The following is a 25,494-nucleotide window of genomic DNA, read 5'->3' as shown; positions in this document are numbered from 1 at the left end:
GAGAATGTTAGCCTTTCATCGCTTGGCTGAGCGTGTTGAGACGGGTCTTGATGCTGGAATCGATCATCTGGCTGCCCATGCGGACAATCAGGCCGCCCAAGATGGACGGATCGACCTTCGCGGTGATCTTGATGCTGCGACCGGCGCGGTCCTTCAGCTGCTTGCGGATTTCATCGAGCTGCGCTTCTGAGAGCGGGAAGGCCGATGTGACTTCGGCGGTGACTTCTCCGCGATGCGCGGCAACCAGCTGATCGAAGGCAGCGAGGATGGACGAAAGCTGACCCAGGCGACGGTTGGTCGCCAAAACGCCGAGCAGGTTGCCGGTCATCTTGTCGAGCTTGAGCGTTTCGGCCAGCGACGCGACGATCTTCTCGGCGGCGGCGCGGCTGATCGTCTGGCTCTTGGTCAGCGCAGCGAAATCTTCCGACTCGTTCAGCGCGGCGCGCAGCGTTGCGACGCTGGTTTCGACTTCGGCGAGCTGCTTTTCGTCGCGCGCGAGCGAAAAGAGCGCCGAGGCGTAACGCCCTGCCAGACTGGCCTGTATCCCGCCGGAAATGTCCACGCGAATGCTTTCCCTTGCCGTTATGATATTGCGTCAGGAGGTTGGCGGGAGACGCTGGCCTCCCTCACCTGTCGGCGCGGCGGTTAGCACTCATATTGCTGCATTGCAAGACGCCCGGCAAACATCGGGTCCAGCCGGTCTTCCCCCGCAAAAAATGGGGATTTTTTGCTTTAGCGTGAAGGCGGCGTTTACCAAATTTTCGCATCGGGCGGGCATGACGTCAGCATGGCATTTTGTCTTTGGCCAACCATGGAATCGCCTTGCCGATGCGGAAAATTCAAGATTTGCGGTCTGATCTGTCCAAGGGCTTTGCGAGCATGGGCGTGGAAGCCAAGGTTCGCTTCAGCCTGACGGCCATGCTCGCCATGCTCGCGCTGCTGGCCTTTGTGGCGATCGGTGTGGTTGGCGTTACCCAGTATACGACGCGCCATCTGGTAACAGCGCGCATCCAGCCGACGATGCAGATGCAATCCCTCGGCGATGGCTATCGCGAGACGATGCGACTGGCGACCAAGGTGCGCTGGGGCCTGATAACCGGTCAAGCTGCCCTGACCGAGCTGGACGCACGCGAACGTCGCATCGCCCGTGACTGGAAGCGGATAGAGGAGGGCGCCTTCGGTCACGAGTTTCCGAAAAGGATGGTCCAGCTGCGCCGCGCCAAGGCACCGGCTGACGGCGCGATCGCAGAGTTGCGCAGGCAGATCGTGGCTTTCAACCGTCAGGGCAGGCGTGTCGATCCACCGATAGCGCTGCACCGACAGGTCGATCCGCTATTGGCCCAAAGCCAGGCTGCAGTAGCCGAAATGCGAGGCCTCGCGCGGACCACCCTGGTGTGGCTGAACATCATCCAGATTGCCGCGCTGATTTTCTGTTCGCTGCTGATGCTGGGCGCCGGATTGTTCGTGCGCTGGTGCATCGGCTATGCCACGCGCGATCTGCTGGTGCCCCTGGTGGCGCTTGCCCAATATGCGCTGCCCGAGAAGCGCGACAGCGTGAGCGCGCATAATCTCGGCCTGCGCCGACGCGATGAGATCGGCGCCATCGCCCGCGCCATCCATCGTTCGCACGGAAAGGCCGAGCGGGCGCTCAAGGCCGAGCAGGAACGACGGCTGGCCGAGCTCAAGCTCCAGCGCGAACAGCTTCAGTGGCAGGAGGAACGCCATCGCCGCGCGGTGACGATCGATGCGCTGTTCGCGAGCTACGAGGCCAAGCTGTCCGAATTGTCCGAACAGCTCGCCAAGGCGGCGAACGGCATGCGCGAAGGCGCGCAGGACATGCAGCGCAACGCCGCGCAGCATCAGACCTTCAGCCAGAACTTCGCCGACCGGGCGAACCGCGCGGCCGAATCGATGAAGGTGATCGATCGCCATGGACGCCGCCTGCAGCAAACGGGTGGGGGCGTGCGCGAACTGGTCGCCGACAGTTCGCGCAACATCTACGATGCGCACCATGCGAGCCGCATGAGCCGCGAGACGGCAGACCATCTGCACGAGGTCGCTGGCGAAATTTCGGGCATCCTGGCCATGATCACGCATATCGCCAAGCAGACGAACCTGCTGGCGCTCAATGCGACGATCGAGGCGGCGCGTGCCGGCGAGGCCGGTCGGGGTTTTGCCGTCGTGGCGCAGGAGGTGAAGAATCTCGCCAGCCAGACCCAGGCGGCAGCAGCGCTGGTGGAACAACGCCTCGGCAGCGTTTCGGCGATGACCCAGCAAGTGTCGGATGCGGTCAATTCGGTGGACGGGCATGTCGACATGATCCGGCACAATGCGGATCGGATCGACGAGGCCGTGAGCGAGCAGCATGACGCCAGCCGGGATATTCTCGATGCGCTCCGCTCGCTGATGACCAATGGCGATGAGGTGATGGATCAGATTGCCGAGCTGACGGACAAGTCGGCTTATGCCAATATTTCGGCCGAGGCGCTGAGCCAGACAGCAGAAGCGGTCGCGCGCCAATCGCAGGAGCTGCGCGAACAGATGCGCCAATTGGCTCAGGCGGTTCGCGCTGCCTGATCGCCGCTTTGACCGCATGAAGCGGGACGCGCCGAAAATCCGCAATCGATAGAAACGCGGGCATCCCTTGCATTTGGAGATGTTCGATGACCTACCGCATAGCTGGCCTGCCGCCAGCCGACTTCCTGCCGCTGTTCGCGCTATCCGATGCCGAGCTAGCCTCGCACCGGGCCGTGCGCGTCACCGCAAGCCAGCATCCCGGTTATCCCTGCCGGGTAACGCTCCGCGATGCGCCGGTGGGCGAGCAGCTGATCCTGCTCCACCATGTCAGCCATGATGTCGCGACGCCCTATCGCAGCGCCTTTGCCATCTATGTCAGTCAGGCCGACATTGCGGCAGAGTATCGTGAGGCTCTTCCGCCGGTGATGCAGGGTCGGTCATTGGGGCTGCGCGGGTTCGATGCAGCGGGAATGCTTCGCGATGCCAGGCTCGTGCCCCCCGGCGAGGCCGATGCGGGCATCCGCGATCTGTTCGGCGATCCGGAGATCGCCTATATCCACGCCCACAACGCGGCACATGGCTGCTTTGTCGCAAGGGTGGACCGGGCATGAGCGGGCTGATCGATCTGGACGAGGATGCGGCCTGGGCTGCCGTTCTGCGCCGCGACCGCAGCCATGACGGGCGCTTCGTCACCGGCGTGCTGAGCACCGGCATCTATTGCCGCCCATCATGCGCTGCACGGCATCCTGCGCGCGCCAATGTCCGCTTCTTCGCCGATGGTGCTGCCGCCAGAGCCGTTGGCTTGCGCGCGTGCAAGCGCTGCCTGCCCGATGATGTCGCGCGCGACGAGACGGCGGTGCTCGCCGCGATCCGGGCGATCCGCGCGAGCGAGGAGCCGCTGGCCTTGGCGTCGCTGGCTGCGCAATGCGGTTATTCGCCCGCGCATTTTCAGCGGGTGTTCACCCGGCATACCGGCCTTTCGCCGAGCGCCTATGCCCGGGCACTGCGCACCGAGCGGGCGCGCGAGGCGCTGAGCGACAGCGAGCGCGTGGTCGATGCAATCTACGAAGCAGGGTTCAGCGCGCCGTCGCGCTTTTACGAGTCGATGAAGGGACGGATGGGGATGGAGCCGAGCGCCTGGAAGAATGGCGGGCAGGGCGTGCGGATTCACTGGACCCAGGCGCCTACTTCGCTTGGCCGCATGCTGGTCGCCTGGACCGACAAGGGCGTGTGTCGCCTGTCGTTCGAGGAAGAGGCAGAGGCGCTGGCCAAGCGGTTTCCTGCCGCCGAATTGAAGCCCGCGGGAGAGGAAGCGGCGCAGTTCGTCTCCGCGATCGTCGCCGAGGTCGAAAGTCCGCGCACCGGCGCCGACATACCGGTCGACGTACGCGGTACCGCGTTCCAGGAAGCCGTCTGGAAGGCGCTGTCCGACATTCCGCCCGGCGAGACGCGCAGCTATGCGCAGATCGCGGCCAGTATCGGCAAGCCGGCAGCGGTGCGCGCCGTGGGATCGGCCTGCGGGGCGAACCCGGTCGCGGTGCTGATCCCCTGCCACCGCGCGCTGCGCACCGATGGCACGCTGGGGGGCTATGCCTATGGCGTGGGCATCAAGACCGAACTGCTCAAGCGCGAAGGCGAGTGACCCGCCGCAAGCTCATTCCTTGGGCTTGGCGGCGGGCTTGAGCGTGCAGCTATAGGTCAGCACCTCGTTGGGCTGCGCCGGCAGCGCCTGGCGCAGCGCCTTCTGCATGTCCTCCAGTTCGGCCATGCGATCGGGCTCCGCGGTGCAGGTCTTGTCGGCATAGCGCGCGCGGATGTTGCGCGCATTGTTCATCGCGTCGAGGCCAAGCTGGAAATTCTCGGTGCGGAATTCGCGCGTGTCGGGGTTGAATTGGTTGATCGCGACCAGCTGGTCCTCGTTGCGTACGAACACCCGGGTCCAGCCGTCGACATCCTGCCCGTATTGCGTGCGATTGTTGACGCAGCCGCTTGCGGTCCAGGCTATTTCGACCGGGTCGGGGCTGGATGTGGTGATCTTGCTGCGCTCGGGCACGATACGGCACATATAGGTTCCGTCGCGACTGGCGGCGAGCTCGTCCTTGCCCCCCAGCTCCTTCTTCACCATCGCGAGGGCAATATCCTCGGCCTGGTTGAAGCCGGGGCGCAGTACGAAGATCAGGACTGCCGTCAGCGCGAGCGCGCCCGTGGCCGCGGCGGCGATCTTGCGCCGCTCCATCTCGCCGCGATCGTGCAGCACCCAGGTGGCGCCGCCGGCGAGCCCGGCGAGCACCAGCATCAGCGCGGAAAAAGCGATATGGTTCTCGCGTGCGCTGATCACCGCATGCTCCGCATCGCGCAGGGCGCGCTCTTCCAAGTCGCGGCGCTCGGCCTTTTCGGTCAGTGCCTTTTCGCGCGCCGCTTCGGCTGCCTCGGCCGACCGCTCGCGCTCCTCGGCGGAGAGCTCGGCGACCGAACGGCAGGGCGAATCGGCCAGCTGATAATCGACCTTCGCCGAGCGCAGGAAGCCGAGTACCTCGCGGTTGGAAACGGCAAAGCCATATTCGGCATCATTGCCGTCGGACAGCGAGCCGAAGCTGTTCACCCCGACGGCGCGACCGCACATGTCGACCAGCGGGCCGCCGCTATTGCCCTTGGCCAGCGCAGCGGTGTGCAGGATCGTGTCGAAATCCCGAGTGGTCCGGCCGCCAGAAACCACTCCTGGTGCCTTGACCGGGGCCATGGGGGCGATGGTTTCGCGCGCATCGAGCCCCTGCGCGCGGTCGACCGCAGCAGGGTAACCGATCGCCATTACCGAAGCGCCATCGTCGAGCGGCGTCTGCAGCAGGGCGAGGGCAGGCAGGCGACCGCGTTCCAGCTGGATCAGCGCGAGGTCGTTGCGCGGCGATAATGCCACGAGACGGCCACCATAGGTGGTGGTGCCCTCGGACGGGATGATGCCGATGCGGATGCTGGCATCCTCGCGCAGCGGGGCGACGAGATGGGCATTGGTGATGATCTTGTCCGGCGCGACGGCAAAGCCGCTGCCATGGCCGACATAGAAGGTTTCGCCATCCTCTTCCGCCACCAGCACCACGCGCACCACCGATCGGCTGGCGGCCTGGATATCGGCGGGATCGGCGGCGAGCGGCGCGGCGACGAGCGCCGCACATGCGGCGATCAGCAGGGCGATAAGGCGCATCGGGTTCATGAGGAGAAGCTCATAGCGCTGCCGTCAGACAAAGCTATAGGGATCGACATCGACCGCGACGCGAACGCCCGGTGCCCAGCGCATAGGCTGCAGCCATTCGCGGATGATGCGCTGCATCTCGACATTGCGCCGGGCGTGCACCAGCAATCGGAAGCGATGCCGACCGCGCAGCAGCGACAGGGGGGCAGGGGCGGGGCCATAGACGGCAAAGCCATCGAGCTCGGGCGCGACCGCGCCCGCCTGGCGCGCGGCCTCGTGCGCCTCGGCATGGTCCTCGGACGAGATGATGATCGCAGCCAGCCTGCCGAAGGGCGGCACGTTGGCGTCGCGCCGTGCCTGGGTTTCGGCGGCATAAAAGGCCTCGCGATCGCCCTGGACCAGCGCGTCGATCACCGGCGCCTCGGGGTGGCGCGTCTGAATGAACACCTCGCCCGGCTTGGCGGCACGGCCCGCGCGGCCGGCCACCTGCGCGATCTGCTGGAAGGTGCGCTCGCCCGCGCGCAGATCGCCGCCCTCCAGGCCGATGTCCGCATCGATCACCCCGACCAATGTCAGGTCGGGGAAGTGATAGCCCTTGGTGACCAGCTGGGTGCCGATGATGACGTCGATCGCTCTTGCCTCCACCTGCGCGACGAACTCTGCCGCTTTTTCGGGCGACCAGATGGTGTCCGAGGTGACGATCGCGCGGCGCGCCTCGGGCATCAGCGCGGCGACCTCGTCGGCGATCCGCTCGACGCCAGGGCCGCAAGCTACCAGGCAATCGGTCTCGCCGCATTCGGGACATGCGCTGGGCGAAGGCTCGGCATGGCCGCAATGATGGCAGGCCAGCCTTCCGGACAGCCGGTGGTCGACCATCCAGGCGCTGCAATTGGGGCATTTGAACCGGTGGCCGCAATGACGGCACAGCGTCAGCGGGGCATAGCCGCGCCGGTTGAGGAACAGCAGCGACTGTTCGCCACGCGCCAGCCGTTCCTGCATCGCTTCCAGCAGCGGCGGCGCGATCCACTGGTTGCGGGGCGGCGGGTTCTGCGTCAGGTCGATCAGGCCGATGCGCGGCAGCTGCGCGCCGCCATAGCGGTGCGTGAGCGTGAGCGGCTCATAGCGTCCCGCCTCGGCCATGACCCGGCTTTCGAGCGCGGGTGTCGCGCTCGATAGCACCACGGGGCAGCCCTCGAACCGCCCGCGCATCACCGCGACATCGCGCGCATTGTAGCGCACGCCATCCTCCTGCTTGAAGCTGGTCTCGTGCGCCTCGTCGACGATGATGACGCCAAGATTCGCATAGGGCAGGAACAGCGCGGAACGTGCGCCGACGACGATCTTCGCCTGGCCCGAAATGATCGCATTCCACGCGCGCCGCCGCTCGGTCTGCTTGAGGCCAGAATGCCAGGGCACCGGCGCGGCGCCGAAGCGCGCCTCGATGCGGGTGAGGAAGGGCTGGGTCAGCGCGATCTCGGGCAGCAGCAACAGCGTCTGCCTGCCCTTGCGCAGCGCCTCGGCCACCGCTTCGAAATAGACCTCGGTCTTGCCCGATCCGGTGACGCCATCGAGCAGGAACGGCATGGGTTCGGCAGCACGGACCGCCTCAGCCAGCCGGTCGGCAGCCTCCTGCTGCTCGTCGTTGAGCGCGGGGGTGATATGGGCGGGATCGGGGCGCGGCCAGGGCCGGTCGGTCGGCACCTCCATCGCCTCGAACGCGCCCGAGGTCACCAGCGAGCGGATCACTCCTTCGGACACCTCCGCCAGCGCCGCGAGTTCGCGCACCGTCGCCTGCTCTCCGGCCAGCCTGTCATAGACCTGCTGACGCTGCGGCGTCATGCGGGCAGGGGGCTCGCCGGTCAGCCGATATTCGGTGATCGATCGCCCTGGCCCGAGCAGCGATCCGCTGGGCAGCGCCATGCGCGCGACCGCGGCGGGGCTGGCGAGATAATAATCCGCAGTCCATTCGATCAGGCGGCGCAGCGCCTGCGACAATGGTGGCATGTCGTAACGCGCCAGCACCGGGCGCAAGCGGCTCGCCTCGATCTCCTCCGCGCCGAAAGCGCCCGCATCCCAGACGATTCCGTCGATCCGGCGTGGCCCCAGTGGCACCTGCACGACGCTGCCGACGGGCAGGTCCATGCCCTGCGGCACGCTATAGTCGAACGGGCCGACCGCCGAGTTGAACAGGAGAACGCGGACGCGAGTCATGATGCCATCCCAGATAGGGATTCGGGCGGCTAACGCATAGCTTTGGTTACTTCACCCAGCCCAGGCCGATGGTCTCGTAGATCTCGCGGTCCTCGTCCCAGCCTTCCTGCACCTTGACGTGCAGGTACAGATGGACGGGAACACCGAGCACGCGCGACAGCTCGGCGCGCGCCTTCTCGCCGATTTCCTTGATCCGGGCGCCGCCCTTGCCGAGCACGATGGCCCGCTGGGTGTCGCGCGCGACGAGGATCTGCTGGTGGATCTCGATCGAGCCGTCCTTGCGGGTGATATATTTTTCGGGGACCACCGCGCTGGCATAAGGCAGCTCGGCGTGGAGCTGGTTGAACAGCTGCTCGCGCGTAATCTCGGTGGCGAGCAGGCGCTCGCTCGCGTCGGAAACCTGATCCTCGGGGAAATGCCACTGGCCTTCGGGCATCGCGGCGGCGAGCCAGGCCTTGAGTTCCTCGACGCCGTCGCCGGTCAGCGCGCTGATGAAGAACACCTCGTCAAACCCGCCCGCCGCGTGCAGATGCTGCGCCTGGACGAGAAGCTTGTCCTTGGCGGCGATATCGACCTTGTTGAGCACCAGGATCTTGCGTTCGGGCCGCATCGCGACCTGTTCGACCAGCCGTTCGAGCCGGTCGGATCGCTTGGCCTTGGCATCGACGACCAGCGCAATGACATCCGCGCCGTCCGATCCCTCCCAGGCTGCATTGACCATCGCGCGATCGAAGCGGCGATCGGGATCGAAAATTCCGGGCGTATCGACCAGCATGATCTGCGCCGGGCCTGCCAGCGCGATGCCGAGCAGCCGGGTGCGCGTGGTCTGCGCCTTGGGGCTGGTGATCGCGACCTTCTGGCCGACCAGCTGATTGACCAGGGTGGACTTGCCGGCATTGGGTGCGCCGAGCACGGCGACCAGGCCGCAGCGGGTGGGGTTGGTATCTTCGTTCATCGTCCATGCTCCGCGAGAAACTGTTTTGCGGCCAGCGTCTCGGCCTCCTGCTTGCTGGTACCGGTTGCCTCAGCGATGCCCAGACCCTTGATCTCGACCTGCACGGTGAAGCGCAGATCATGGTCAGGCCCCGACTTGCGCAACAGCGTATAGACCGGGGTCTTGCGGTTGCGCGCGGCGGCCCATTCCTGGAGCTCCGACTTGGGGTGGCGGGGGGCTTCGCTGATCGCGCTCAGTCGGTCGGCCCAGTGTCGTTCGACAAAGCGGCGCGCCGTCTCCAGCCCCCCATCGATATAGAGCGCGCCGATCAGCGCCTCGACCACATCGCCCAGGATGTTGGTGCTGCCTGCGCCGCCATCGTCGCGCGCCTGCTTGCCCAGCCGGATCAGCGGGCCGAGGTTGCACGCGCGGGCAATCTGCGCGCAGCTCTCGCGCGAGACCAGCCGGTTGAGAAAGGCCGACATCTGTCCCTCCGCCGCCTTGGGGAAGCGCGTGTAGAGCAGTTCCGCGATCACCATTCCCAGGACACGATCGCCCAGAAACTCGAGCCGCTGATAATCGGGCGTTATCCCGGTACTGCCATGGGTCAGCGCCTGGACGAACAGGGCAGGCTGGCGCGGCTTGTAATCGAGGATGGGCAGCAGCGCCGCAAGGTCGGGCTCAGCGCTCAAAAGCCTTCCCCGATGCGGTCCCAGCGCGCGGCAGAGAACCAGGTCCAGGGCAGGAACCAACTGGCCGAACCGTCGGTCGAGAACACCGTGACCAGTGCGCGGCCGACGAGATATTTCTGCGGCACGATGCCGATGCCCTGGCCTTCGACGGCGGGAAAACGGCTGTCGAGGCTGTTGTCGCGATTGTCGCCCATCAGGAACATGTGCCCCTCGGGCACGATGATCGCCTCGGTGGTGTCGCGCGGCGCGTCGATCAGATCGAGCACATTGTAGGTCTTGCCGTTGGGAAGCGTTTCCTGGAAGCGCGGATAGCTGCACACCGCGCTGCCATCGGGCCGGGGCAGCTCGAAGCTGCGATCATAGCAGCGCGTGTTGGGCGAAACCGGGATGACGAAATCGGAAATACGCTTCTTCGGAATCGGCTTGCCGTTCAGCCACACCACGCCATCGCGCATCTGGATGGTATCGCCGGGCAGGCCGATCACGCGCTTGATATAATCCGCGCTGGCGCCCGGCGGGGCCTTGAAGACCACCACGTCGCCGCGCTCGGGCTGGCTGGCGAAGATGCGGCCAGGGATCAAGGGCAGGTTGAACGGCAGGCTGTAGCGCGAATAGCCGTAGGACCATTTCGACACCAGCAGATAGTCGCCGACCACCAGCCGCGGCTGCATCGATTCCGACGGAATATTGAACGGTGAGACGATGAAGCTGCGCAGAATGAAGAAGAAGATCGCGAGCTTGACCAGAAATTGCAGAAAGTCCGCCGTTTCCGACTTGGGCTTGGGCGATGTGGCGGCGGTTTCGGTCATTTTTCCCCTTTGATGACCGCGCAATGCGGCGTCAAGTCCCATCGCGAGCGGGCAAAGCCTCTCGCCAAGCCGGGATCGGCCCGCTAAACCCCGCCCCAGCGCCCCCAGCCTGAAAGGTACATGATGTCCGTCCAAGCCGATGCCATTTGGCAATCGATTGCAGAAATGCCGCGCCCGACCCTGGCCACGCTGTTTGCCGATGATGCCGCGCGGGTTTCACGCCTGTCGCACCGTATTCCGCTCGCGGGGACTGACATCCTGTTCGATTTTGCCAAGACGCATCTCGACGCCGCGCTGATCGCGAAGTTCGAGGAACTGTCCGCAGCGATGCATCTGGCCGGCATGCGCGACCAGCTGCTCGCCGGCGCCAAGATCAACACCAGCGAGGACCGTGCTGCTGAACATCCGGCCGAGCGCGGCATGGGGGCCGAGGATTCGGTCGAGAACGCCCAGCGGCTGCACGAGCGCATGGCGGCTTTGGTCGAAGCGATCGACCAGGGCGTGTTCGGCGAAATCAAGCACGTGCTGCATATCGGCATCGGCGGTTCGGCGCTGGGGCCCAAGCTGATCATCGATGCTTTGTGCCGCGACAGCGACCGTTATGATGTCGCCGTCGTTGCCAATGTCGATGGCGAGGCGCTGTCCGAGGCGGTGGACAAGTTCGATCCGACCAAGACTTTGGTCGCGATCGCATCCAAGACTTTCACCACCACCGAGACGTTGATGAATGCGGAGAGCGCGATCGACTGGTTGCGTGGCGGCGGCGTGGAAGACCCTTATGGCCAGCTCGTCGCACTGACCGCCGCGCCCGAAAAGGCGATGGAGTTCGGCATCGACGAAACGCGCATCCTGCCCTTTTCCGAAACGGTGGGCGGGCGCTATTCGGTCTGGTCGAGCATCGGCTTTCCCGTTGCGATGGCGCTGGGCAATCACGGCTTTGCCGAGTTCCGCGCTGGGGCACTGGCGATGGACCGGCATTTCGCCACCGCGCCGCTCGCCGCCAACATGCCCGTGCTTGCGGCTTTCGTTGATCTTTACTACGCGCAGGTCCGCACCTGCCAGACGCGCGCGGTCTTCGCCTATGACGAGCGGCTGCGGCTGCTGCCCGACTATCTCCAGCAGCTCGAGATGGAGAGCAACGGCAAGGGCGTGCGCCGCGACGGATCGCCGCTCGGGCGGGCGAGCGCGCCGATCACCTGGGGCGGGGTCGGCACCGATGCGCAGCACGCGGTGTTCCAGCTGCTGCACCAGGGCACGCATCTGGTGCCGGTCGAGTTCATCGCCTCGCGCCTCAGCGCACATGAATTCGACGAGGCGCATCACCGCGCGCTGCTGACCAACTGCTTCGCACAGGGCGCTGCGCTGATGCAGGGCAAGGCGAGCGACGACCCGCAGCGCAGCTATCCCGGCGACCGCCCGTCGATGACGATCCTGCTCGACAATGTCGATCCGCAGAGCCTGGGTGCGCTGATCGCGTTCTACGAGCACCGTACCTTTGCCAATGCGATGCTGCTGGGGATCAATCCTTTTGACCAGTTCGGTGTTGAACTGGGCAAGGAAATCGCCAAATCCATGGGCAACCGCCAGTCCGGCGATTTCGACCCTTCGACCGTTGCGCTGATCGAGGCGGCGGGTCTCTGAGGGGCCGATTGACCGAATTCCCAGGAGTTTTTCGATGAGTGATTATGATTACGACCTGTTCGTCATCGGAGCAGGCTCGGGCGGGGTGCGCGCCTCACGCATCGCTTCGTCCTACGGTGCCAAGGTCGCGGTGGCTGAGGAATATCGCGTCGGCGGCACCTGCGTCATCCGCGGCTGCGTGCCCAAGAAGCTGCTCGTCTTCGGATCGCATTTTGCCGAGGATCTGGAAGACGCGCAGAATTACGGCTGGGAGATCGAGGGGACGAAGTTCAGCTGGCAGGTCCTGCGCGACCGCGTGCTGGGCGATGTCGACCGGCTGAACGCCGCGTACAAGTCGACGCTGAACAACCACAATGTCACCATCATCGAGGAACGCGCGACGATCATCGCGCCGCACCGGGTGAAGCTCGCTAGCGGGCAGGAGATCAGCGCGAAATACATCCTGATCGCGGTCGGCGCGCGGCCCTATGTGCCCGAATTCCCCGGCTCGGAACATTGCCTGACCTCGAACGAGATGTTCCACCTGGAAGAGCTGCCGCGCCGTGCGGTGATCGCGGGCGGCGGCTATATCGCCAACGAATTCGCCGGCATCCTCAACGGGCTCGGCACCCGCGTCACCGTGGTCAATCGCGGCGACACGATCCTGCGTGGCTATGATGAATCGTTGCGCGACCGGCTGCTGCAGATCTCGATGACCAAGGGCATCGAGTTCAAGTTCAAGGCGCCGTTCGAGAAGATCGAGAAGCGCGAGGACGGCACGCTCGACGTGTTCCTCAAGGGGCAGGACCCTATCAACACCGATATCGTGATGATGGCGACGGGTCGCGTGCCCAATGTCGAGGGGCTGGGGCTCGAGCATGTCGGCATCACCACCGACGATCAGGGCGCGATCCCGGTCGACGAATACAGCAAGACCGCGTGCGACAGCATCTATGCGGTGGGCGATGTCACGAACCGGGTGCAGCTGACCCCGGTGGCGATCCGCGAGGGCCAGGCGTTTGCCGACACCGTGTTCGGCGGCACGCCGAAGACCGTCGATTACAATTGCATCCCCACCGCCGTCTTCTCGCAACCGCCGATCGCCTCGGTCGGGCTGACCGAAGGCGAGGCGCGCAATCGCTATGGCAATATCCGCGTCTATTCGGCCGATTTCCGCCCGATGCGCAACGTTTTTGCGCACCGCGCCGAGCGTGGCCTCTACAAGATGATTACCGAGGAACCTTCGGGCAAGATCCTGGGCCTGCACATGATCGGCCCGGATTCGCCGGAAATCCTTCAGGCTGCCGCGATCGCGGTCAAGGCCGGGCTCACCAAGCAGGCGTTCGACGATACCGTCGCCTTGCACCCCAGCATGGCCGAAGAACTGGTGCTGATGAAATAAGCGCGCTGATCGTCACCCGATCCGGTACGGCACCATGCCGCGCCGGTCGGGATCGATCACCAGCGGGCGATCGGTCGGCGGAAAGGCGCGCTGGTCGCAATTGTCGCGCGGGCAGGTGCGGCAGCTGATGCCGATCGGGGTCACCGCCCCGGCGGCAGCGGTATCGAGCCCGTCGGCATAGATGAAATGCCGCGCATGCTCGACCTCGCAGCCCAAAGCGACGGCATAGCGGCGCGGCTTGCGGCCATAGCTGCCCGAAGGCTTCACCAGACCCTTGGCCATCGAGACATAGCGTAGCCCATCGGGCGTCTCGGCCATCTGCACCAGGATGCGGTCGGGGATCGCCGCGGCCTCATGCACCACCCAGAGCGGACACGCGCCGCCGAAGCGTGCGAACTGCAGCCGGGTCGCGCTGTGCCGCTTGGTGATATTGCCCGCCATATCGACGCGGCAGAAAAAGACAGGTAGCCCGCGCGCGCCAGGGCGCTGGAGCGTCGAGAGCCGGTGGCAGGCCTGTTCGAAGCTCACTCCGAAGCGGTGCGTGAGCTGGTCGATATCGTGCCGGCACGCCATCGCCGCCTCGCGGAAGCGCGCATAGGGCATGACGAGGGCGCCGGCGGCATAATTGGCCAGTCCCACCGAGACCAGCTTCTGCGCCTGCTCGCTTTTCAGCTTGGCATTGGCGGCGAGGATGGCGATGGCAAAGCGCATCTCGTGCGCCATCAGCCGGTGCGCGAGCATGAAATAGCGCGATTCCGGCGCGATGCCTTCGGCCAGAAAGAGCGTCCGGCTCGCTGCATCATATTGGCTTAGCGGCGCATTGGGATCGGCGGCGCGCAAGGGCTTGACCGTAATGCCATGGTCGCGGTGCAGCCGCGCGATCAGGCCATCGGGATTGAGCTCGTCGCCCAGCTCCTCGGCAATATCCTCTGCATTGCGGTCGAGCTGATCGATATAATTGCCCGATTCATGAAACCAGTCTCGCACCTCTTCCCAGGGCAGGCGCGCATTGTGCTGGCCGGTCGCCGCCAGGCTGTCGTCGAGCATCGCCGAACGCTCTGCCGCCTGGCGATAGCCCTGGTAGAGATTGGTGATGATATGCGCGATTTCCGGATGGCTGTCGCGCAGGCGGGCGAAGCGCACCGGATCGACCTCGACCCCGGCAAGCACCGGATCGTCGAGCAGGCTCTGCCAGTTGAGCGAGGGCGCGCCCTCCGGCGCGTCCTCCAGCTCGAACGCGAAATGGCGCGACAGCTGGGTCAGCACCTGCGGCGTGATCGGTCGCTCGTCATTCTCGATCTGGCTGAGGTAACTGGTCGAAATGCCCAATGCCTCGGCCATCGCGGCCTGGTTGAGACCCGAATGGCGGCGGACGGCGCGGACGCGCTGGCCCGCATAAAGGCGTTTGCGGCGTGACATTATGCCGTTCGACTAGTTTGCAAACTGGCGGTTTGCAAGTTCGCTATTTAACATTTGCTTGTGCGGGCAAAGGCTGGAAAACAGGCCCCCCGATTTCAGCACAAGAGGATGCGATGCAGGCCATATTGGAAGAACTGGCAGCCCGGCGCGAGAAGGCGCATCTGGGCGGCGGCACCAAGCGGATCGAGGCACAGCATGCCAAGGGCAAGCTGACCGCGCGCGAGCGCATCGACGTGCTGCTCGATCCGGGCAGCTTCGAAGAATATGACATGTATGTCGAGCATAACTGCGTCGATTTCGGCATGCAGGACACCGTCATCCCCGGCGATGGCGTGGTTACCGGATCGGGCACGGTCAACGGTCGTCTGGTCTTCGTGTTCAGCCAGGATTTCACCGTATTCGGCGGCTCATTGTCCGAACGGCATGCGCAGAAAATCTGCAAGATCATGGACATGGCGATGAAGGTCGGCGCGCCGGTGATCGGCCTCAACGATTCCGGCGGCGCGCGCATCCAGGAGGGCGTGGCGTCCCTGGGCGGCTATGCCGAAGTGTTCCAGCGCAACGTGCTGGCATCGGGCGTGGTGCCGCAGCTTTCCGTCATCATGGGCCCTTGCGCGGGCGGTGCGGTCTATTCGCCTGCGATGACCGACTTTATCTTCATGGTGAAGGATTCGAGCTATATGTTCGTCACCGGCCCCGATGTGGTGAAGACGGTGACCAACGAGGTCGTGACGCAGGAAGAGCTGGGCGGTGCGGTCACGCATACGGCCAAGTCGGGCGTCGCCGATGTCGCGTTCGACAATGACATCGAAGCCTTGCTCGCCGCGCGCGACCTGATCGACTATCTGCCGCTCTCGAACCGCGAGGCACTGCCCGAGCGCCCGACCGCCGATCCTTGGGACCGGATCGAGAACAGCCTCGACACGTTGATCCCGGCCAATCCGAACATGCCCTATGACATGCACGAGCTGATCCGCAAGACGCTCGACGAGGGCGAGTTCTTCGAGATCCAGCCCACCCATGCGGGCAATATCATCACCGGCTTCGGCCGCATCGAGGGCCGCACCGTCGGCGTCGTCGCCAACCAGCCGATGGTGCTGGCCGGGTGCCTCGACATCAACTCGTCGAAGAAAGCCGCGCGCTTCGTGCGCTTTTGCGACTGTTTCGACATTCCGATCATCACCTTTGTCGACGTGCCCGGCTTCCTTCCCGGCGTGGCGCAGGAGCATAGCGGCATCATCAAGCACGGCGCGAAGCTGCTCTTCGCCTATGCCGAGGCGACCGTGCCCAAGATCACCGTCATCACCCGCAAGGCCTATGGCGGCGCATATGACGTGATGGCCTCAAAGCACCTGCGCGGCGACCTCAACTACGCCTGGCCCACCGCCGAAATCGCGGTGATGGGCGCCAAGGGCGCGGTCGAGATTATTTTCCGTGGGCGTACGCCCGAGGAAATCGCCGAGCGCACCAAGGAATATGAAGCGCGCTTCGCCAACCCGTTCGTGGCGGCCAGCAAGGGTTTTATCGACGAGGTCATCATGCCGCATTCGACCCGGCGGAGGATCGCGCTGGGGCTTCGCAAGCTGCGCAACAAGGCGCTGGAGAACCCCTGGAAGAAGCATGACAATATTCCGCTGTGAGGTGATTTGTGGCGTTAACTGATCCCGCTCGCGAACTGGTTTTCACACTCGAGCAGCTTGCTGACCTGCATAATCAAAAGTTGGATAGGAAAATAGCGCAAGTCGCCAAGGTCGAGGAGTGGTCGGCTGATTTCTTTAAGGTCATTTTCTATTTGATTGATAGATTTGATCTTTTGGCGAGAGAAATCGAAGAGCTGGATCTCGATGATGATATAAAAGATGATGCGCTTCGTAGCATTGCGACCATGAGGTCGGTGTTTTCGTCAAAAAGTATGCTCAGTCAGACAACCGAGCAGACCAATCCCCGCATAACCGGGGCAAACGCGACAGTATTGAAAATGCTATCGGCACAGGTAAGGAAGCGTGTTTTCTGGCATAAGCTGAGCAACGAAGAGCGCGATAGTGTCCTGCATGATGTGGACACGCTCGTGAGTTGGCTTTCTGATTTTCAAACTGAAGAAAAAGATTTTATCAGACAGGCTCTTATTGATGGGCTAAAGGAGTTTCGGTTTCGGCTAGAGCGACTTCATTGGTTTGGTTCGGGTTATCCCATTGAGTCTCTGCGTGAGGTGATCCACGCTTACCTTGCCTTGGAAGGAGCAAGAAGTCTTTCGGGAGAGGATGAAATATCCTCCGCGATTCTAAAGCGCACGAGCGGGTTTTTGAAGAAGATCTTCGACATTATTGATGTGGCTAAGGATAATACTGAGCGGGCAGATTGGATCTTGCGTGCTTATGGTGCCGTCTCCGCGCTATCTGACGGAACTGCTACAATTTCAGGCCTTCTTGGTTCGCCAACTGGGAATTGCTAAAATGAAACTAGGCCGTCTCAACCATATCGGCGTCGCGACGCCCTCGATCGCGGACAGCATCGTGTTCTACCGCGATGTCATGGGCGCGACCAAGATTCATCAACCGTTCGACCTGCCCGAACAGGGGGTGAAGGTGTGCTTTGTCGATACGCCGGGAGCCGACGGCGCGCTCAATGGCACGCAGATCGAGCTGATCGAGCCGCTGCCGGGCAATGCCTCGATTGCCTCGTTCCTCGAGAAGAACCCGAGCGGCGGGCAGCATCATGTCTGCTATGAGGTGCCCGACATTCATGTCGCCAAGGCCGAGTTCGAGGCGCTGGGCAAGCGCGTGCTGGGGGAACCGCGGATCGGCGCGCATGGGACGCTGATCTTCTTTGTGCACCCCAGGGACATGGGCGGGGTGCTGACCGAGATCATGGAGACGCCGAAGCCGGGCGAGGGGCATTGAGCACTAGAACCTTCTCCCTTGATGGGAGAAGGATACGGAGCCTTGCATCGCGTCAGCGAGGCTAGGCGCAGTTGGATGAGGGTGACAGGCGCGAACGTCAGCGCAGTTTCACCCTCTCCCAGCTTCAACTAGGCGCTTTCAGCGCCAAGTCTTCGCAACCCTCTCCCGTCAAGGGAGAGGGGGGAATAACAGGAGAGAGTTGCGACCATGACCTACGAAACCATAAAGCTCGAAATCGCCGACCAGATTGCCACGATCACGCTCAATGTGCCCGAGCGGCTGAATGCCTGCTCGCTGCAGATGGCGGACGATATCAACGATGCGCTCGACCGGCTGGGCGATGCGCGCGCGCTGGTGATTACCGGCGAGGGCAAGGGTTTCTGTTCGGGCGCGGATCTTTCCGGCGGGCGTGACAGCTCGATCTCGGGCGGGCAGGGCAGCTACAAGGCGCTGACCCAGCATTACAATCCGATGCTGCTCAAGCTGCACCGGCTGAACATCCCGACGATCAGCGCGGTCAACGGACCCGCCGCGGGCGTCGGCTGCTCGATCGGTCTGGCACCTGATTTCGTTATCGCCAGCGAAAAGGCCTATTTCCTGCAGGCGTTCGTCAATATCGGCCTGGTGCCCGATGGCGGCGCGAGCTGGATGCTGACCCGCCTGGCGGGCAAGGCGCGCGCGACCGAGCTGATGATGCTGGGCGAGAAGCTGCCCGCCGCAAAGGCGCTCGAATGGGGCATGATCTACAAGGTGGTCGAGCATGACAGCCTGATGGACGAAGCGCGCGCGCTCGCGGCCCGTCTGGCCGCTGCGCCCACCGTCGCGCTGGGCATCATGCGCAAGAACCTGGTCGAGGCGCTCGAATGCGATTTCGCTACCGCGCTCGCACGCGAGGCCGAAGGCCAGCGCATCGCCGGCGACAGCAACGACGCGCGCGAGGGGGCCATCGCCTTCCTGCAGAAGCGCAAGGCCAATTTCACCGGCAGCTGATTCAACCAAACGGGACCAATGGAATGACCGATACACCCGCATATGCAGACTGGCAGGCGCTTGCCGACAAGGAGGTCAAGGGCAAGGACCTGACCTGGCACACGCCCGAGGGCATTGCCGTCAAGCCGCTCTATACGGCGGACGATGTATCGGTCGATCCCGGCCTGCCGGGCTTTGCGCCGTTCACGCGCGGGGTGCGCGCCAGCATGTATGCGGGCCGCCCGTGGACGATCCGGCAATATGCCGGTTTCTCGACCGCCGAGGAATCGAACGCCTTCTATCGCCGCAACCTTGCCGCCGGGCAGAAGGGGCTTTCGGTCGCGTTCGACCTCGCCACGCATCGCGGCTATGACAGCGATCATCCGCGCGTCACCGGCGATGTCGGCAAGGCGGGCGTGGCGATCGACACGGTCGAGGACATGAAGATCCTGTTCGACGGCATTCCGCTCGACCAGATGTCGGTCAGCATGACCATGAACGGCGCGGTGATCCCGATCCTCGCCTTCTTCATCGTCGCGGGCGAGGAGCAGGGCGTGGAGCGCAGGCTGCTCGACGGGACCATCCAGAACGACATTCTCAAGGAGTTCATGGTCCGCAATACGTACATCTATCCACCCGAACCCTCGATGCGGATCATCTCGGACATTTTCGGCTATACCAGCCGCGAGATGCCCAAGTTCAACAGCATCTCGATCTCCGGCTATCACATGCAGGAGGCCGGGGCGACGCAGGTGCAGGAGCTCGCCTTCACCATCGCCGACGGCATGGAATATGTGAAATACGGCGTCGCCTCGGGCCTCGACATCGACAAGTTCGCCGGGCGGCTGTCGTTCTTCTTCGCCATCGGCATGAACTTCTTCATGGAAATCGCCAAGCTGCGCGCCGCGCGCGTGCTGTGGCACCGGGTGATGACCAGGCTCGGCGCGAAGGACGAGCGCTCGAAGATGCTGCGCACCCACTGCCAGACCAGCGGCGTGTCGCTGACCGAGCAGGACCCCTATAACAACGTCATCCGCACAACCATCGAGGCGATGGCCGCGATGCTGGGCGGCACCCAGTCGCTGCACACCAATGCGCTCGACGAGGCGATCGCATTGCCCACCGATTTCTCGGCGCGCATCGCCCGCAACACGCAGATCGTCATCCAGGAAGAAACCGGGATGACCAAGGTCGTCGATCCGCTGGGCGGCAGCTATTATATCGAGAGCCTCACGCAGGAATTGGTCGACAAGGCCTGGGAGATCATCGAACGCGTCGAGAGCGAAGGCGGCATGGCCAAGGCGGTCGCTGCGGGCTGGCCCAAGGCGATGATCGAGGAAGCCGCTGCGGGCCGTCAGGCGCGGGTTGACCGCGGCGATGACGTGATCGTCGGCGTCAACAAGTACCGGTTGGCTAATGAAGACCTGCTCGAAACGCTCGAGGTCGACAACGCCAAGGTGCGCGAAGGCCAGATTGCGCGGATCAACGCGGTCAAGGCCGCGCGCGACGAGGCTGCGTGCCAGGCCGCGCTCGATGCCCTGCGCGAAGGCGCCAAGGGCAAGGGCAATCTGCTCGAACTCGCGGTCGAGGCTGCACGCGCCCGCGCGACCTTGGGCGAGATCAGCCAGGCGATGGAGGACGTGTTCGGCCGCTATGCAACGCGCCCGACCCCGGTCAAGGGCGTCTACGCCGCGCCCTACGAGGACGACAGCCGCTGGGCGCAGGTGGTCGATGGCGTCAAGGCGGTCGAGCGCCGTCTGGGGCGCAAACCCAAGCTGCTCGTCGCCAAGATGGGCCAGGACGGGCATGATCGCGGCGCGAACGTGATCGCCTCGGCCTTTGGCGACATGGGCTTCGATGTCGTGTCCGGCCCGCTGTTCCAGACGCCGGAAGAGACGGTGGTGCTGGCGCTCGAGACCGGCGTCGATGTCGTCGGTGCATCCTCGCTTGCCGCCGGACACAAGACGCTGATCCCCGAACTGATCCGCGGCCTCAAGGAAGCCGGCCGCAACGACATCAAGGTGATCGCGGGCGGCGTCATCCCGCCGCAGGATTACGAGTATCTGCGCGATGCCGGGGTGCAGGGCATCTATGGCCCGGGATCGAATGTGGTCGAGTGTGCCGCCGATGTACTGCGGTTGCTCGGCCACAACATGCCGCCGCTGCAGGAAGCTGCGGAATGAGCGATGATTCGCCAACGGAAGGCGTCAGGCCGAGCGAGGGGGATCCCGAGCTGCTGCTCTACGATTTCCTCAAATATCTCGCGACGCTGGCGCTGCTCATCCTCGGCGCTGTCCTGTCGCTGTCCGGTTCCGACAGTAGCTTGTCCAGGCGCAACCTTGCGATCGTGATCTTCATCGTCGCAACGGCGGCCTTGATCGCCATTGTTGCCGCCGATCGGGTTGTCGTGCTGCGGATGAAGGGCAAGCCGGTCGACCGCACGGTGAGCTGGTCGCGTGGCGCCTGCATGTGGTTACTGACGCTCGGGACGGGAGCATTCCTGTCCAATTGGGTCAATGCGTTCGAATGAAATGGAAGAATTGATGATGACAGCCCGTACCGACTGGACCCGCGAGGAAATCACCGCGCTGTTCGATCTGCCCTTCAACGATCTGATGTTCGAGGCGCAGAGCGTGCACCGCGCGAATTTCCCGCGCAACGAGGTGCAGCTCTCCACCCTGTTGTCGATCAAGACCGGCGGTTGCCCCGAGGATTGCGGCTATTGCAGCCAGTCCAAGGATGCCGATAGCGGCGTCAAGGCGACCAAGCTGATGGACGTGCAGGCGGTGCTGCAGGCAGCCGCCCAAGCCAAGGATCACGGATCGGGCCGCTTCTGCATGGGCGCGGCCTGGCGCAACCCCAAGGACAAGGACATTCCCAAGCTCGCCGCGATGATCAAGGGCGTGCGCGAGATGGGCATGGAAACCTGCATGACGCTGGGCATGCTGACCCCGTCGCAGGCGCGCGCGCTCGCCGATGCGGGGCTCGATTATTACAACCACAATATCGACACCGCGCCCGAGAACTACGCCAATGTCATCACCACCCGGACCTTCGAGGACCGGATGGAGACGCTGGAGAATGTGCGCTCGGCAGGAATCAACGTGTGCTGTGGCGGGATTGTCGGCATGGGCGAGACCCGCGCCGACCGCATCGGCTTCATCCACGCGCTCGCCACCATGCCGCACCCGGAAAGCGTGCCGATCAACGCGCTGGTTCCGGTCAAGGGCACGGTACTGGGCGACATGCTCGCCGATACGCCACTCGCCAAGATCGACGAGATCGAGTTCGTCCGCACCGTCGCGGTGGCTCGCATCACCATGCCGTATTCGATGGTCCGCCTGAGCGCGGGCCGCGAGAGCATGTCGGAAAGCTGCCAGGCCCTGTGCTTCATGGCGGGGGCGAACAGCATCTTCACCGGCGACAAGCTGCTCACCGCGCCCAATGCCGGCGACGACAAGGATGCGGCGCTGCTCGGGAAGCTGGGCCTGAAGGCGATGGCCGCGCAGCCGCACGGGCATCTGGAGGCGGCGGAGTAACGGCCGCATGATCCGCCCGCTCGCCACCCTGATCGGTATCGCCCTGGCCTGCGCTGCGCCCGTCGCCGCGCAGCCGGTGCCGATCAGCATTGGCGAGACGCACACGATCGCGTCGAAGCCGCTGGGTCAGGATCGGGTGGTCAACGTCTATCTGCCAGCGGATTATGCGACATCGGGCAAGAGCTATCCGGTGCTGTATCTGATCGATGGCGGGCTGGATCAGGATTTCCTCCACGTCACCGGCACCACCGCGCTCGGCGCACTCTGGGCGCGGTCACAGCCGGTGATCGTTATCGGCATCGCGACGCAGGACCGCCGGCGCGAGCTGACCGGGCTGACCCAGGATCCCGAACTGCTCAAGCGCTATCCCACGGCAGGCCATTCCGCCGAATTTCGCGCCTTCATCCGCGACGAGGTCATGCCAATGGTGGCATCGCGCTATCGGACCAATGGCGAGAGCGGCGTGATCGGGGAATCGCTCGCCGGGCTGTTCATCGTCGAGACCTTCCTGGCCGAGCCCGATCTGTTCGATCATTATGCGGCGATCAGCCCCAGCCTGTGGTGGGACAGGGCCAGGCTCGTTCAGGCTGCGGCTGGGCTTCTCAAGACACCGATGCTCAAGCCGCATCGCCTGTATCTGACCATCGCCGACGAGGGCGGCGAGATGCAGGCAGCCACCGACAATCTGGTCAAGGCGCTGGCCGCCAACCCGCGCGAAGGCCGCACCTGGTGCTACGCACCGCACCAGCAGCTGACCCATGCCACGATCTACCACAGCGTCGCGCCCGAGGCGCTGCAGTATCTTTTCCCAACTCCGGTCGAGCAAGACCCGCAAAGTGGATTTGACATAGCATGCCAATCACCAAGATCCTGATCGCCAACCGGGGCGAGATCGCCTGCCGCGTTATCCGCACCGCCCGCAAGATGGGCATCAAGACGGTCGCCGTTTATTCGGATGCCGATGCGCGCTCACCCCATGTCGAAATGGCTGACGAGGCGGTCCATATCGGCCCGTCGCCCGCTGCGCAGTCGTACCTGCTGGCCGACAGGATCATCGAGGCGTGCAAGGCGACCGGCGCGGATGCGGTCCATCCCGGCTATGGCTTCCTGTCCGAACGGACCAGCTTTGCCGAGGCGCTGAAGGCCGCCGGCATCACCTTTATCGGCCCGCCGCCGAACGCGATTGCAGCCATGGGCGACAAGATCGAGTCCAAGAAGCTCGCCAAGCAGGCGGGCGTGAATGTCGTCCCCGGCTTTGTCGGCGAGATCGAGGATACCGAGCACGCGGTGCGCATTGCCAGCGAGATCGGCTATCCGGTGATGATGAAGGCTTCGGCCGGCGGCGGCGGCAAGGGCATGCGCCTGGCCTATAGCGAACAGGATGTCCGCGAAGGCTTCGAGGCGACCAAGCGCGAGGGGCTGAACAGCTTCGGCGATGACCGCGTGTTCATCGAGAAGTTCATCGAACAGCCGCGCCATATCGAGATCCAGGTGCTGGGCGACCAGCACGGCAATATCGTCTATCTGGGCGAGCGCGAATGTTCGATCCAGCGCCGCCACCAGAAGGTGGTGGAAGAAGCGCCATCGCCCTTCGTCAGCCCCGAGATGCGCAAGAAGATGGGCGAGCAGGCGGTCGCGCTGGCGCGCGCGGTGGGCTATTACAGCGCGGGCACGGTCGAGCTGATCGTCTCGGGCGCGGACACTACCGGCGACAGCTTCTACTTCCTTGAGATGAACACCCGGCTTCAGGTCGAGCATCCGGTCACCGAACTGGTTACGGGGGTCGATCTGGTCGAACAGATGATCCGCGTCGCCAATGGCGAGCCGCTCGCGTTCACGCAGGATGACATCAAGCTGACCGGCTGGGCGGTGGAAAACCGCGTCTATGCCGAAGACCCCTATCGCGGCTTCCTGCCGTCGATCGGCCGTCTGGTCCGCTACAACCCGCCCAAGCAGAAAAAGGGCGTGCGCGTCGACGATGGCGTGGAAGAGGGCGGCGAGGTCTCGATTCATTACGACCCGATGATCGCCAAGCTGATCACCTATGGTGAAACGCGGCTCGACGCGATCGACCGGCAGATCACCGCGATCGACCGGTTCGAGATCGAGGGGCCTGGGCACAATCTTGATTTCGTCTCGGCGCTGATGCAGCACGAGCGGTTCCGCTCGGGCAACATCACCACCGGCTTCATTGCCGAGGAATATCCCGACGGCTTCCATGGCGCGCCGGCCTCGCCCGAATTGCTGAGGCGTCTGGCGGCAATGGCGGCGTTCATCGCGACCGCAGAGGCCGATCGTGCGCTGCGCGTCTCGGACCAGCTCGGCAACCGCCTGACGCCTCCGTCCGAATGGCGCGTGCGAAAAGGCGATATCGCGATGGAAGTCTCGGTCAGTGAGGACGCGATCGTTGTCGATGGCGAGGTGGTCGATCTGTCGATGGGCTATACCCCCGGCGACAGGCTCGCGGTGGCCGATTTCGGCGACGAGGAAGAGAGCGACGAACTGGCGGTCAAGGTGCAGCGCACCCGCACCGGCTTTGCGCTCACCGCGCGCGGTGCGACGCACAGCTTCGAGGTGCTGCCGGCGCATGTCGCCGCGCACGCCCGGCACATGATCGAGAAGGTTCCGCCCGACCTGTCGCGCTTCCTGCTCTGCCCGATGCCCGGTCTGCTGGTGAAGCTGCATGTGGCCGAAGGCGACAAGGTCCAGCCCGGCCAGCCGCTCGCGATCGTCGAGGCGATGAAGATGGAGAACATCCTGCGCGCCGAGAAGGCGGCGACGGTCAAGACCATCAGCGCTGCGGAAGGCGACAGCCTGGCGGTCGATGCGGTGATCCTGGAGCTGGAATGATGATCCTGCTGAGTGCCCTGGCCATGGCGGCGACACCGACGCAACGCATCGAGATCATGCCCGAACTGATTGCCGATCTGCCGCGCCAGCAGATCAGCATCGTGGGGCATGATGACAGCGTCCAGCGCTGCGAGGGCGTGCCGTTGACCGGCGTGCTCGCCAAGGCGGGCCTGCCGGCGGTGTCCAAGCTGCACGGCAAGGATCTGCGCAAGGTTGTCGTCGCGCATGCGCGCGATGGCTATGCGGTGGCATTCTCGCTCGGCGAGCTCGACGAAATGCTGGGCAACGCCCGGGTGGTGCTGGTCGACAAGTGCAATTACGAGCCGCTTGGTCAGGAAGACGGGCCGTTCCGCCTGGCGCTTCCGGGCGATCAGCGCGGCGCGCGCATGGTTCGCCAGTTGATTGCGCTGGAAATCCTCTCCATAGACTGACGCCCTAGGGACTG

The 25,494-nt window shown here is 64.3% G+C and carries 22 protein-coding genes; 15 read left to right on the top strand and 7 right to left on the bottom strand.

The genetic code is table 11. The annotated features are described in order from the left end of the window. Positions 1–7 precede the first annotated feature (7 nt). Positions 8–562 (bottom strand): F0F1 ATP synthase subunit delta, encoded by a 555-nt coding sequence (locus FG486_RS00320; RefSeq protein ID WP_066282753.1) that lies wholly within the window; start codon positions 560–562, stop codon positions 8–10. A 266-nt stretch (positions 563–828) separates the two neighbouring features. Between FG486_RS00320 and FG486_RS00315 the strand changes: the two genes are divergently transcribed. From FG486_RS00315 to ada, 3 genes are all read left to right on the top strand, one after another. Continuing rightward, a complete protein-coding gene (locus FG486_RS00315; protein WP_181266017.1) occupies positions 829–2,577 on the top strand; it encodes a methyl-accepting chemotaxis protein in 1,749 nt (582 codons plus the stop codon). An 86-nt stretch (positions 2,578–2,663) separates the two neighbouring features. Beyond that, complete coding sequence (locus FG486_RS00310; RefSeq protein WP_181266016.1) at positions 2,664–3,128, top strand: DUF1203 domain-containing protein; 465 nt, start codon at positions 2,664–2,666, stop codon at positions 3,126–3,128. Next, entirely contained in the window at positions 3,125–4,159 is a 1,035-nt protein-coding gene (ada, locus tag FG486_RS00305) for a bifunctional DNA-binding transcriptional regulator/O6-methylguanine-DNA methyltransferase Ada (RefSeq protein WP_181266015.1), read from the top strand. Before FG486_RS00310 ends, ada begins: the two co-directional genes overlap by 4 nt. 12 nt (positions 4,160–4,171) lie before the next feature. Here ada and FG486_RS00300 read toward each other — a convergent pair whose 3' ends face one another. The 5 genes from FG486_RS00300 to lepB are packed head-to-tail and all read right to left on the bottom strand — an operon-like array spanning position 4,172 to position 10,350. Further along, positions 4,172–5,725 (bottom strand): S1C family serine protease, encoded by a 1,554-nt coding sequence (locus FG486_RS00300; RefSeq protein ID WP_181266014.1) that lies wholly within the window; start codon positions 5,723–5,725, stop codon positions 4,172–4,174. A 24-nt stretch (positions 5,726–5,749) separates the two neighbouring features. Next, positions 5,750–7,915, bottom strand: a complete 2,166-nt coding sequence (locus tag FG486_RS00295) for a primosomal protein N' (protein WP_181266013.1) — start codon at positions 7,913–7,915, stop codon at positions 5,750–5,752. A 46-nt stretch (positions 7,916–7,961) separates the two neighbouring features. Continuing rightward, entirely contained in the window at positions 7,962–8,870 is a 909-nt protein-coding gene (gene era, locus FG486_RS00290; protein ID WP_181266012.1) for a GTPase Era, read from the bottom strand. After that, on the bottom strand, positions 8,867–9,541 hold the full coding sequence (rnc, locus tag FG486_RS00285) for a ribonuclease III (RefSeq protein ID WP_137775507.1): 675 nt from the start codon (positions 9,539–9,541) through the stop codon (positions 8,867–8,869). Before rnc ends, era begins: the two co-directional genes overlap by 4 nt. Then, on the bottom strand, positions 9,538–10,350 hold the full coding sequence (gene lepB, locus FG486_RS00280) for a signal peptidase I (RefSeq protein ID WP_181266011.1): 813 nt from the start codon (positions 10,348–10,350) through the stop codon (positions 9,538–9,540). The genes rnc and lepB overlap by 4 nt, the downstream gene beginning before the upstream one ends. A 123-nt stretch (positions 10,351–10,473) precedes the next feature. Between lepB and pgi the strand changes: the two genes are divergently transcribed. Beyond that, a complete protein-coding gene (pgi, locus tag FG486_RS00275) occupies positions 10,474–11,991 on the top strand; it encodes a glucose-6-phosphate isomerase (RefSeq protein ID WP_181266801.1) in 1,518 nt (505 codons plus the stop codon). Positions 11,992–12,025: 34 nt separating this feature from the next. Beyond that, positions 12,026–13,372: a glutathione-disulfide reductase gene (gene gor, locus FG486_RS00270; protein ID WP_181266010.1), complete on the top strand. Its 1,347-nt coding sequence runs from the start codon at positions 12,026–12,028 to the stop codon at positions 13,370–13,372. Between the two features lie 12 nt (positions 13,373–13,384). Here the strand turns inward: gor and FG486_RS00265 are convergent, their stop codons facing one another. Then, a complete protein-coding gene (locus FG486_RS00265) occupies positions 13,385–14,791 on the bottom strand; it encodes a helix-turn-helix domain-containing protein (protein WP_181266009.1) in 1,407 nt (468 codons plus the stop codon). 113 nt (positions 14,792–14,904) lie between these two features. On the opposite strand from FG486_RS00265, the gene FG486_RS00260 reads away from it, so the two are divergent. The 10 genes from FG486_RS00260 to FG486_RS00215 all read left to right on the top strand — a co-directional run bounded on the left by FG486_RS00260 (position 14,905) and on the right by FG486_RS00215 (position 25,480). Beyond that, positions 14,905–16,431, top strand: coding sequence for an acyl-CoA carboxylase subunit beta (locus FG486_RS00260; protein ID WP_181266008.1), 1,527 nt, complete (start codon positions 14,905–14,907; stop codon positions 16,429–16,431). A gap of 8 nt (positions 16,432–16,439) precedes the next feature. After that, positions 16,440–17,243 carry a hypothetical protein gene (locus tag FG486_RS00255; protein ID WP_181266007.1) on the top strand — a complete coding sequence of 268 codons (804 nt, stop codon included), beginning with the start codon at positions 16,440–16,442 and terminating at the stop codon, positions 17,241–17,243. A 1-nt stretch (position 17,244) separates the two neighbouring features. Further along, on the top strand, positions 17,245–17,691 hold the full coding sequence (mce, locus tag FG486_RS00250) for a methylmalonyl-CoA epimerase (protein ID WP_181266006.1): 447 nt from the start codon (positions 17,245–17,247) through the stop codon (positions 17,689–17,691). Between the two features lie 207 nt (positions 17,692–17,898). Continuing rightward, on the top strand, positions 17,899–18,681 hold the full coding sequence (locus FG486_RS00245; RefSeq protein ID WP_181266005.1) for an enoyl-CoA hydratase-related protein: 783 nt from the start codon (positions 17,899–17,901) through the stop codon (positions 18,679–18,681). Positions 18,682–18,704: 23 nt separating this feature from the next. Further along, positions 18,705–20,843: a methylmalonyl-CoA mutase gene (gene scpA, locus FG486_RS00240; RefSeq protein WP_181266004.1), complete on the top strand. Its 2,139-nt coding sequence runs from the start codon at positions 18,705–18,707 to the stop codon at positions 20,841–20,843. Beyond that, positions 20,840–21,190, top strand: coding sequence for a hypothetical protein (locus tag FG486_RS00235; protein WP_066280582.1), 351 nt, complete (start codon positions 20,840–20,842; stop codon positions 21,188–21,190). The genes scpA and FG486_RS00235 overlap by 4 nt, the downstream gene beginning before the upstream one ends. 13 nt (positions 21,191–21,203) lie before the next feature. Continuing rightward, positions 21,204–22,199, top strand: coding sequence for a biotin synthase BioB (bioB, locus tag FG486_RS00230; protein WP_241695535.1), 996 nt, complete (start codon positions 21,204–21,206; stop codon positions 22,197–22,199). Between the two features lie 7 nt (positions 22,200–22,206). After that, the gene (locus FG486_RS00225) at positions 22,207–23,073 is read left to right on the top strand and encodes an alpha/beta hydrolase (protein WP_181266002.1); all 867 of its coding nucleotides are present in this window, start codon (positions 22,207–22,209) and stop codon (positions 23,071–23,073) included. Then, positions 23,052–25,049: an acetyl-CoA carboxylase biotin carboxylase subunit gene (locus tag FG486_RS00220; RefSeq protein ID WP_181266001.1), complete on the top strand. Its 1,998-nt coding sequence runs from the start codon at positions 23,052–23,054 to the stop codon at positions 25,047–25,049. Before FG486_RS00225 ends, FG486_RS00220 begins: the two co-directional genes overlap by 22 nt. Beyond that, positions 25,046–25,480: a hypothetical protein gene (locus FG486_RS00215; protein WP_181266000.1), complete on the top strand. Its 435-nt coding sequence runs from the start codon at positions 25,046–25,048 to the stop codon at positions 25,478–25,480. The genes FG486_RS00220 and FG486_RS00215 overlap by 4 nt, the downstream gene beginning before the upstream one ends. Positions 25,481–25,494 lie beyond the last annotated feature (14 nt).

The sequence above is a fragment of the Blastomonas ursincola genome (genome assembly GCF_013607875.1).
GTDB classification, from domain to species: domain Bacteria; phylum Pseudomonadota; class Alphaproteobacteria; order Sphingomonadales; family Sphingomonadaceae; genus Blastomonas; species Blastomonas ursincola.
The sequence above is the reverse complement of the archived record's forward strand: the minus strand, read 5'-3'. Positions and strand labels throughout refer to the sequence as shown.

Coding starts and splice junctions, on each gene's coding strand:
- FG486_RS00315 (WP_181266017.1), top strand. CDS start 829: ATGCGGAAAATTCAAGATTTGCGGTCTGATCTGTCCAAGGGCTTTGCG.
- FG486_RS00310 (WP_181266016.1), top strand. CDS start 2,664: ATGACCTACCGCATAGCTGGCCTGCCGCCAGCCGACTTCCTGCCGCTG.
- ada (WP_181266015.1), top strand. CDS start 3,125: ATGAGCGGGCTGATCGATCTGGACGAGGATGCGGCCTGGGCTGCCGTT.
- FG486_RS00300 (WP_181266014.1), bottom strand. CDS start 5,725: ATGAACCCGATGCGCCTTATCGCCCTGCTGATCGCCGCATGTGCGGCG.
- FG486_RS00295 (WP_181266013.1), bottom strand. CDS start 7,915: ATGACTCGCGTCCGCGTTCTCCTGTTCAACTCGGCGGTCGGCCCGTTC.
- era (WP_181266012.1), bottom strand. CDS start 8,870: ATGAACGAAGATACCAACCCCACCCGCTGCGGCCTGGTCGCCGTGCTC.
- lepB (WP_181266011.1), bottom strand. CDS start 10,350: ATGACCGAAACCGCCGCCACATCGCCCAAGCCCAAGTCGGAAACGGCG.
- pgi (WP_181266801.1), top strand. CDS start 10,474: ATGTCCGTCCAAGCCGATGCCATTTGGCAATCGATTGCAGAAATGCCG.
- gor (WP_181266010.1), top strand. CDS start 12,026: ATGAGTGATTATGATTACGACCTGTTCGTCATCGGAGCAGGCTCGGGC.
- FG486_RS00265 (WP_181266009.1), bottom strand. CDS start 14,791: ATGTCACGCCGCAAACGCCTTTATGCGGGCCAGCGCGTCCGCGCCGTC.
- FG486_RS00260 (WP_181266008.1), top strand. CDS start 14,905: ATGCAGGCCATATTGGAAGAACTGGCAGCCCGGCGCGAGAAGGCGCAT.
- mce (WP_181266006.1), top strand. CDS start 17,245: ATGAAACTAGGCCGTCTCAACCATATCGGCGTCGCGACGCCCTCGATC.
- FG486_RS00245 (WP_181266005.1), top strand. CDS start 17,899: ATGACCTACGAAACCATAAAGCTCGAAATCGCCGACCAGATTGCCACG.
- scpA (WP_181266004.1), top strand. CDS start 18,705: ATGACCGATACACCCGCATATGCAGACTGGCAGGCGCTTGCCGACAAG.
- FG486_RS00235 (WP_066280582.1), top strand. CDS start 20,840: ATGAGCGATGATTCGCCAACGGAAGGCGTCAGGCCGAGCGAGGGGGAT.
- bioB (WP_241695535.1), top strand. CDS start 21,204: ATGATGACAGCCCGTACCGACTGGACCCGCGAGGAAATCACCGCGCTG.
- FG486_RS00225 (WP_181266002.1), top strand. CDS start 22,207: ATGATCCGCCCGCTCGCCACCCTGATCGGTATCGCCCTGGCCTGCGCT.
- FG486_RS00220 (WP_181266001.1), top strand. CDS start 23,052: ATGCCAATCACCAAGATCCTGATCGCCAACCGGGGCGAGATCGCCTGC.
- FG486_RS00215 (WP_181266000.1), top strand. CDS start 25,046: ATGATGATCCTGCTGAGTGCCCTGGCCATGGCGGCGACACCGACGCAA.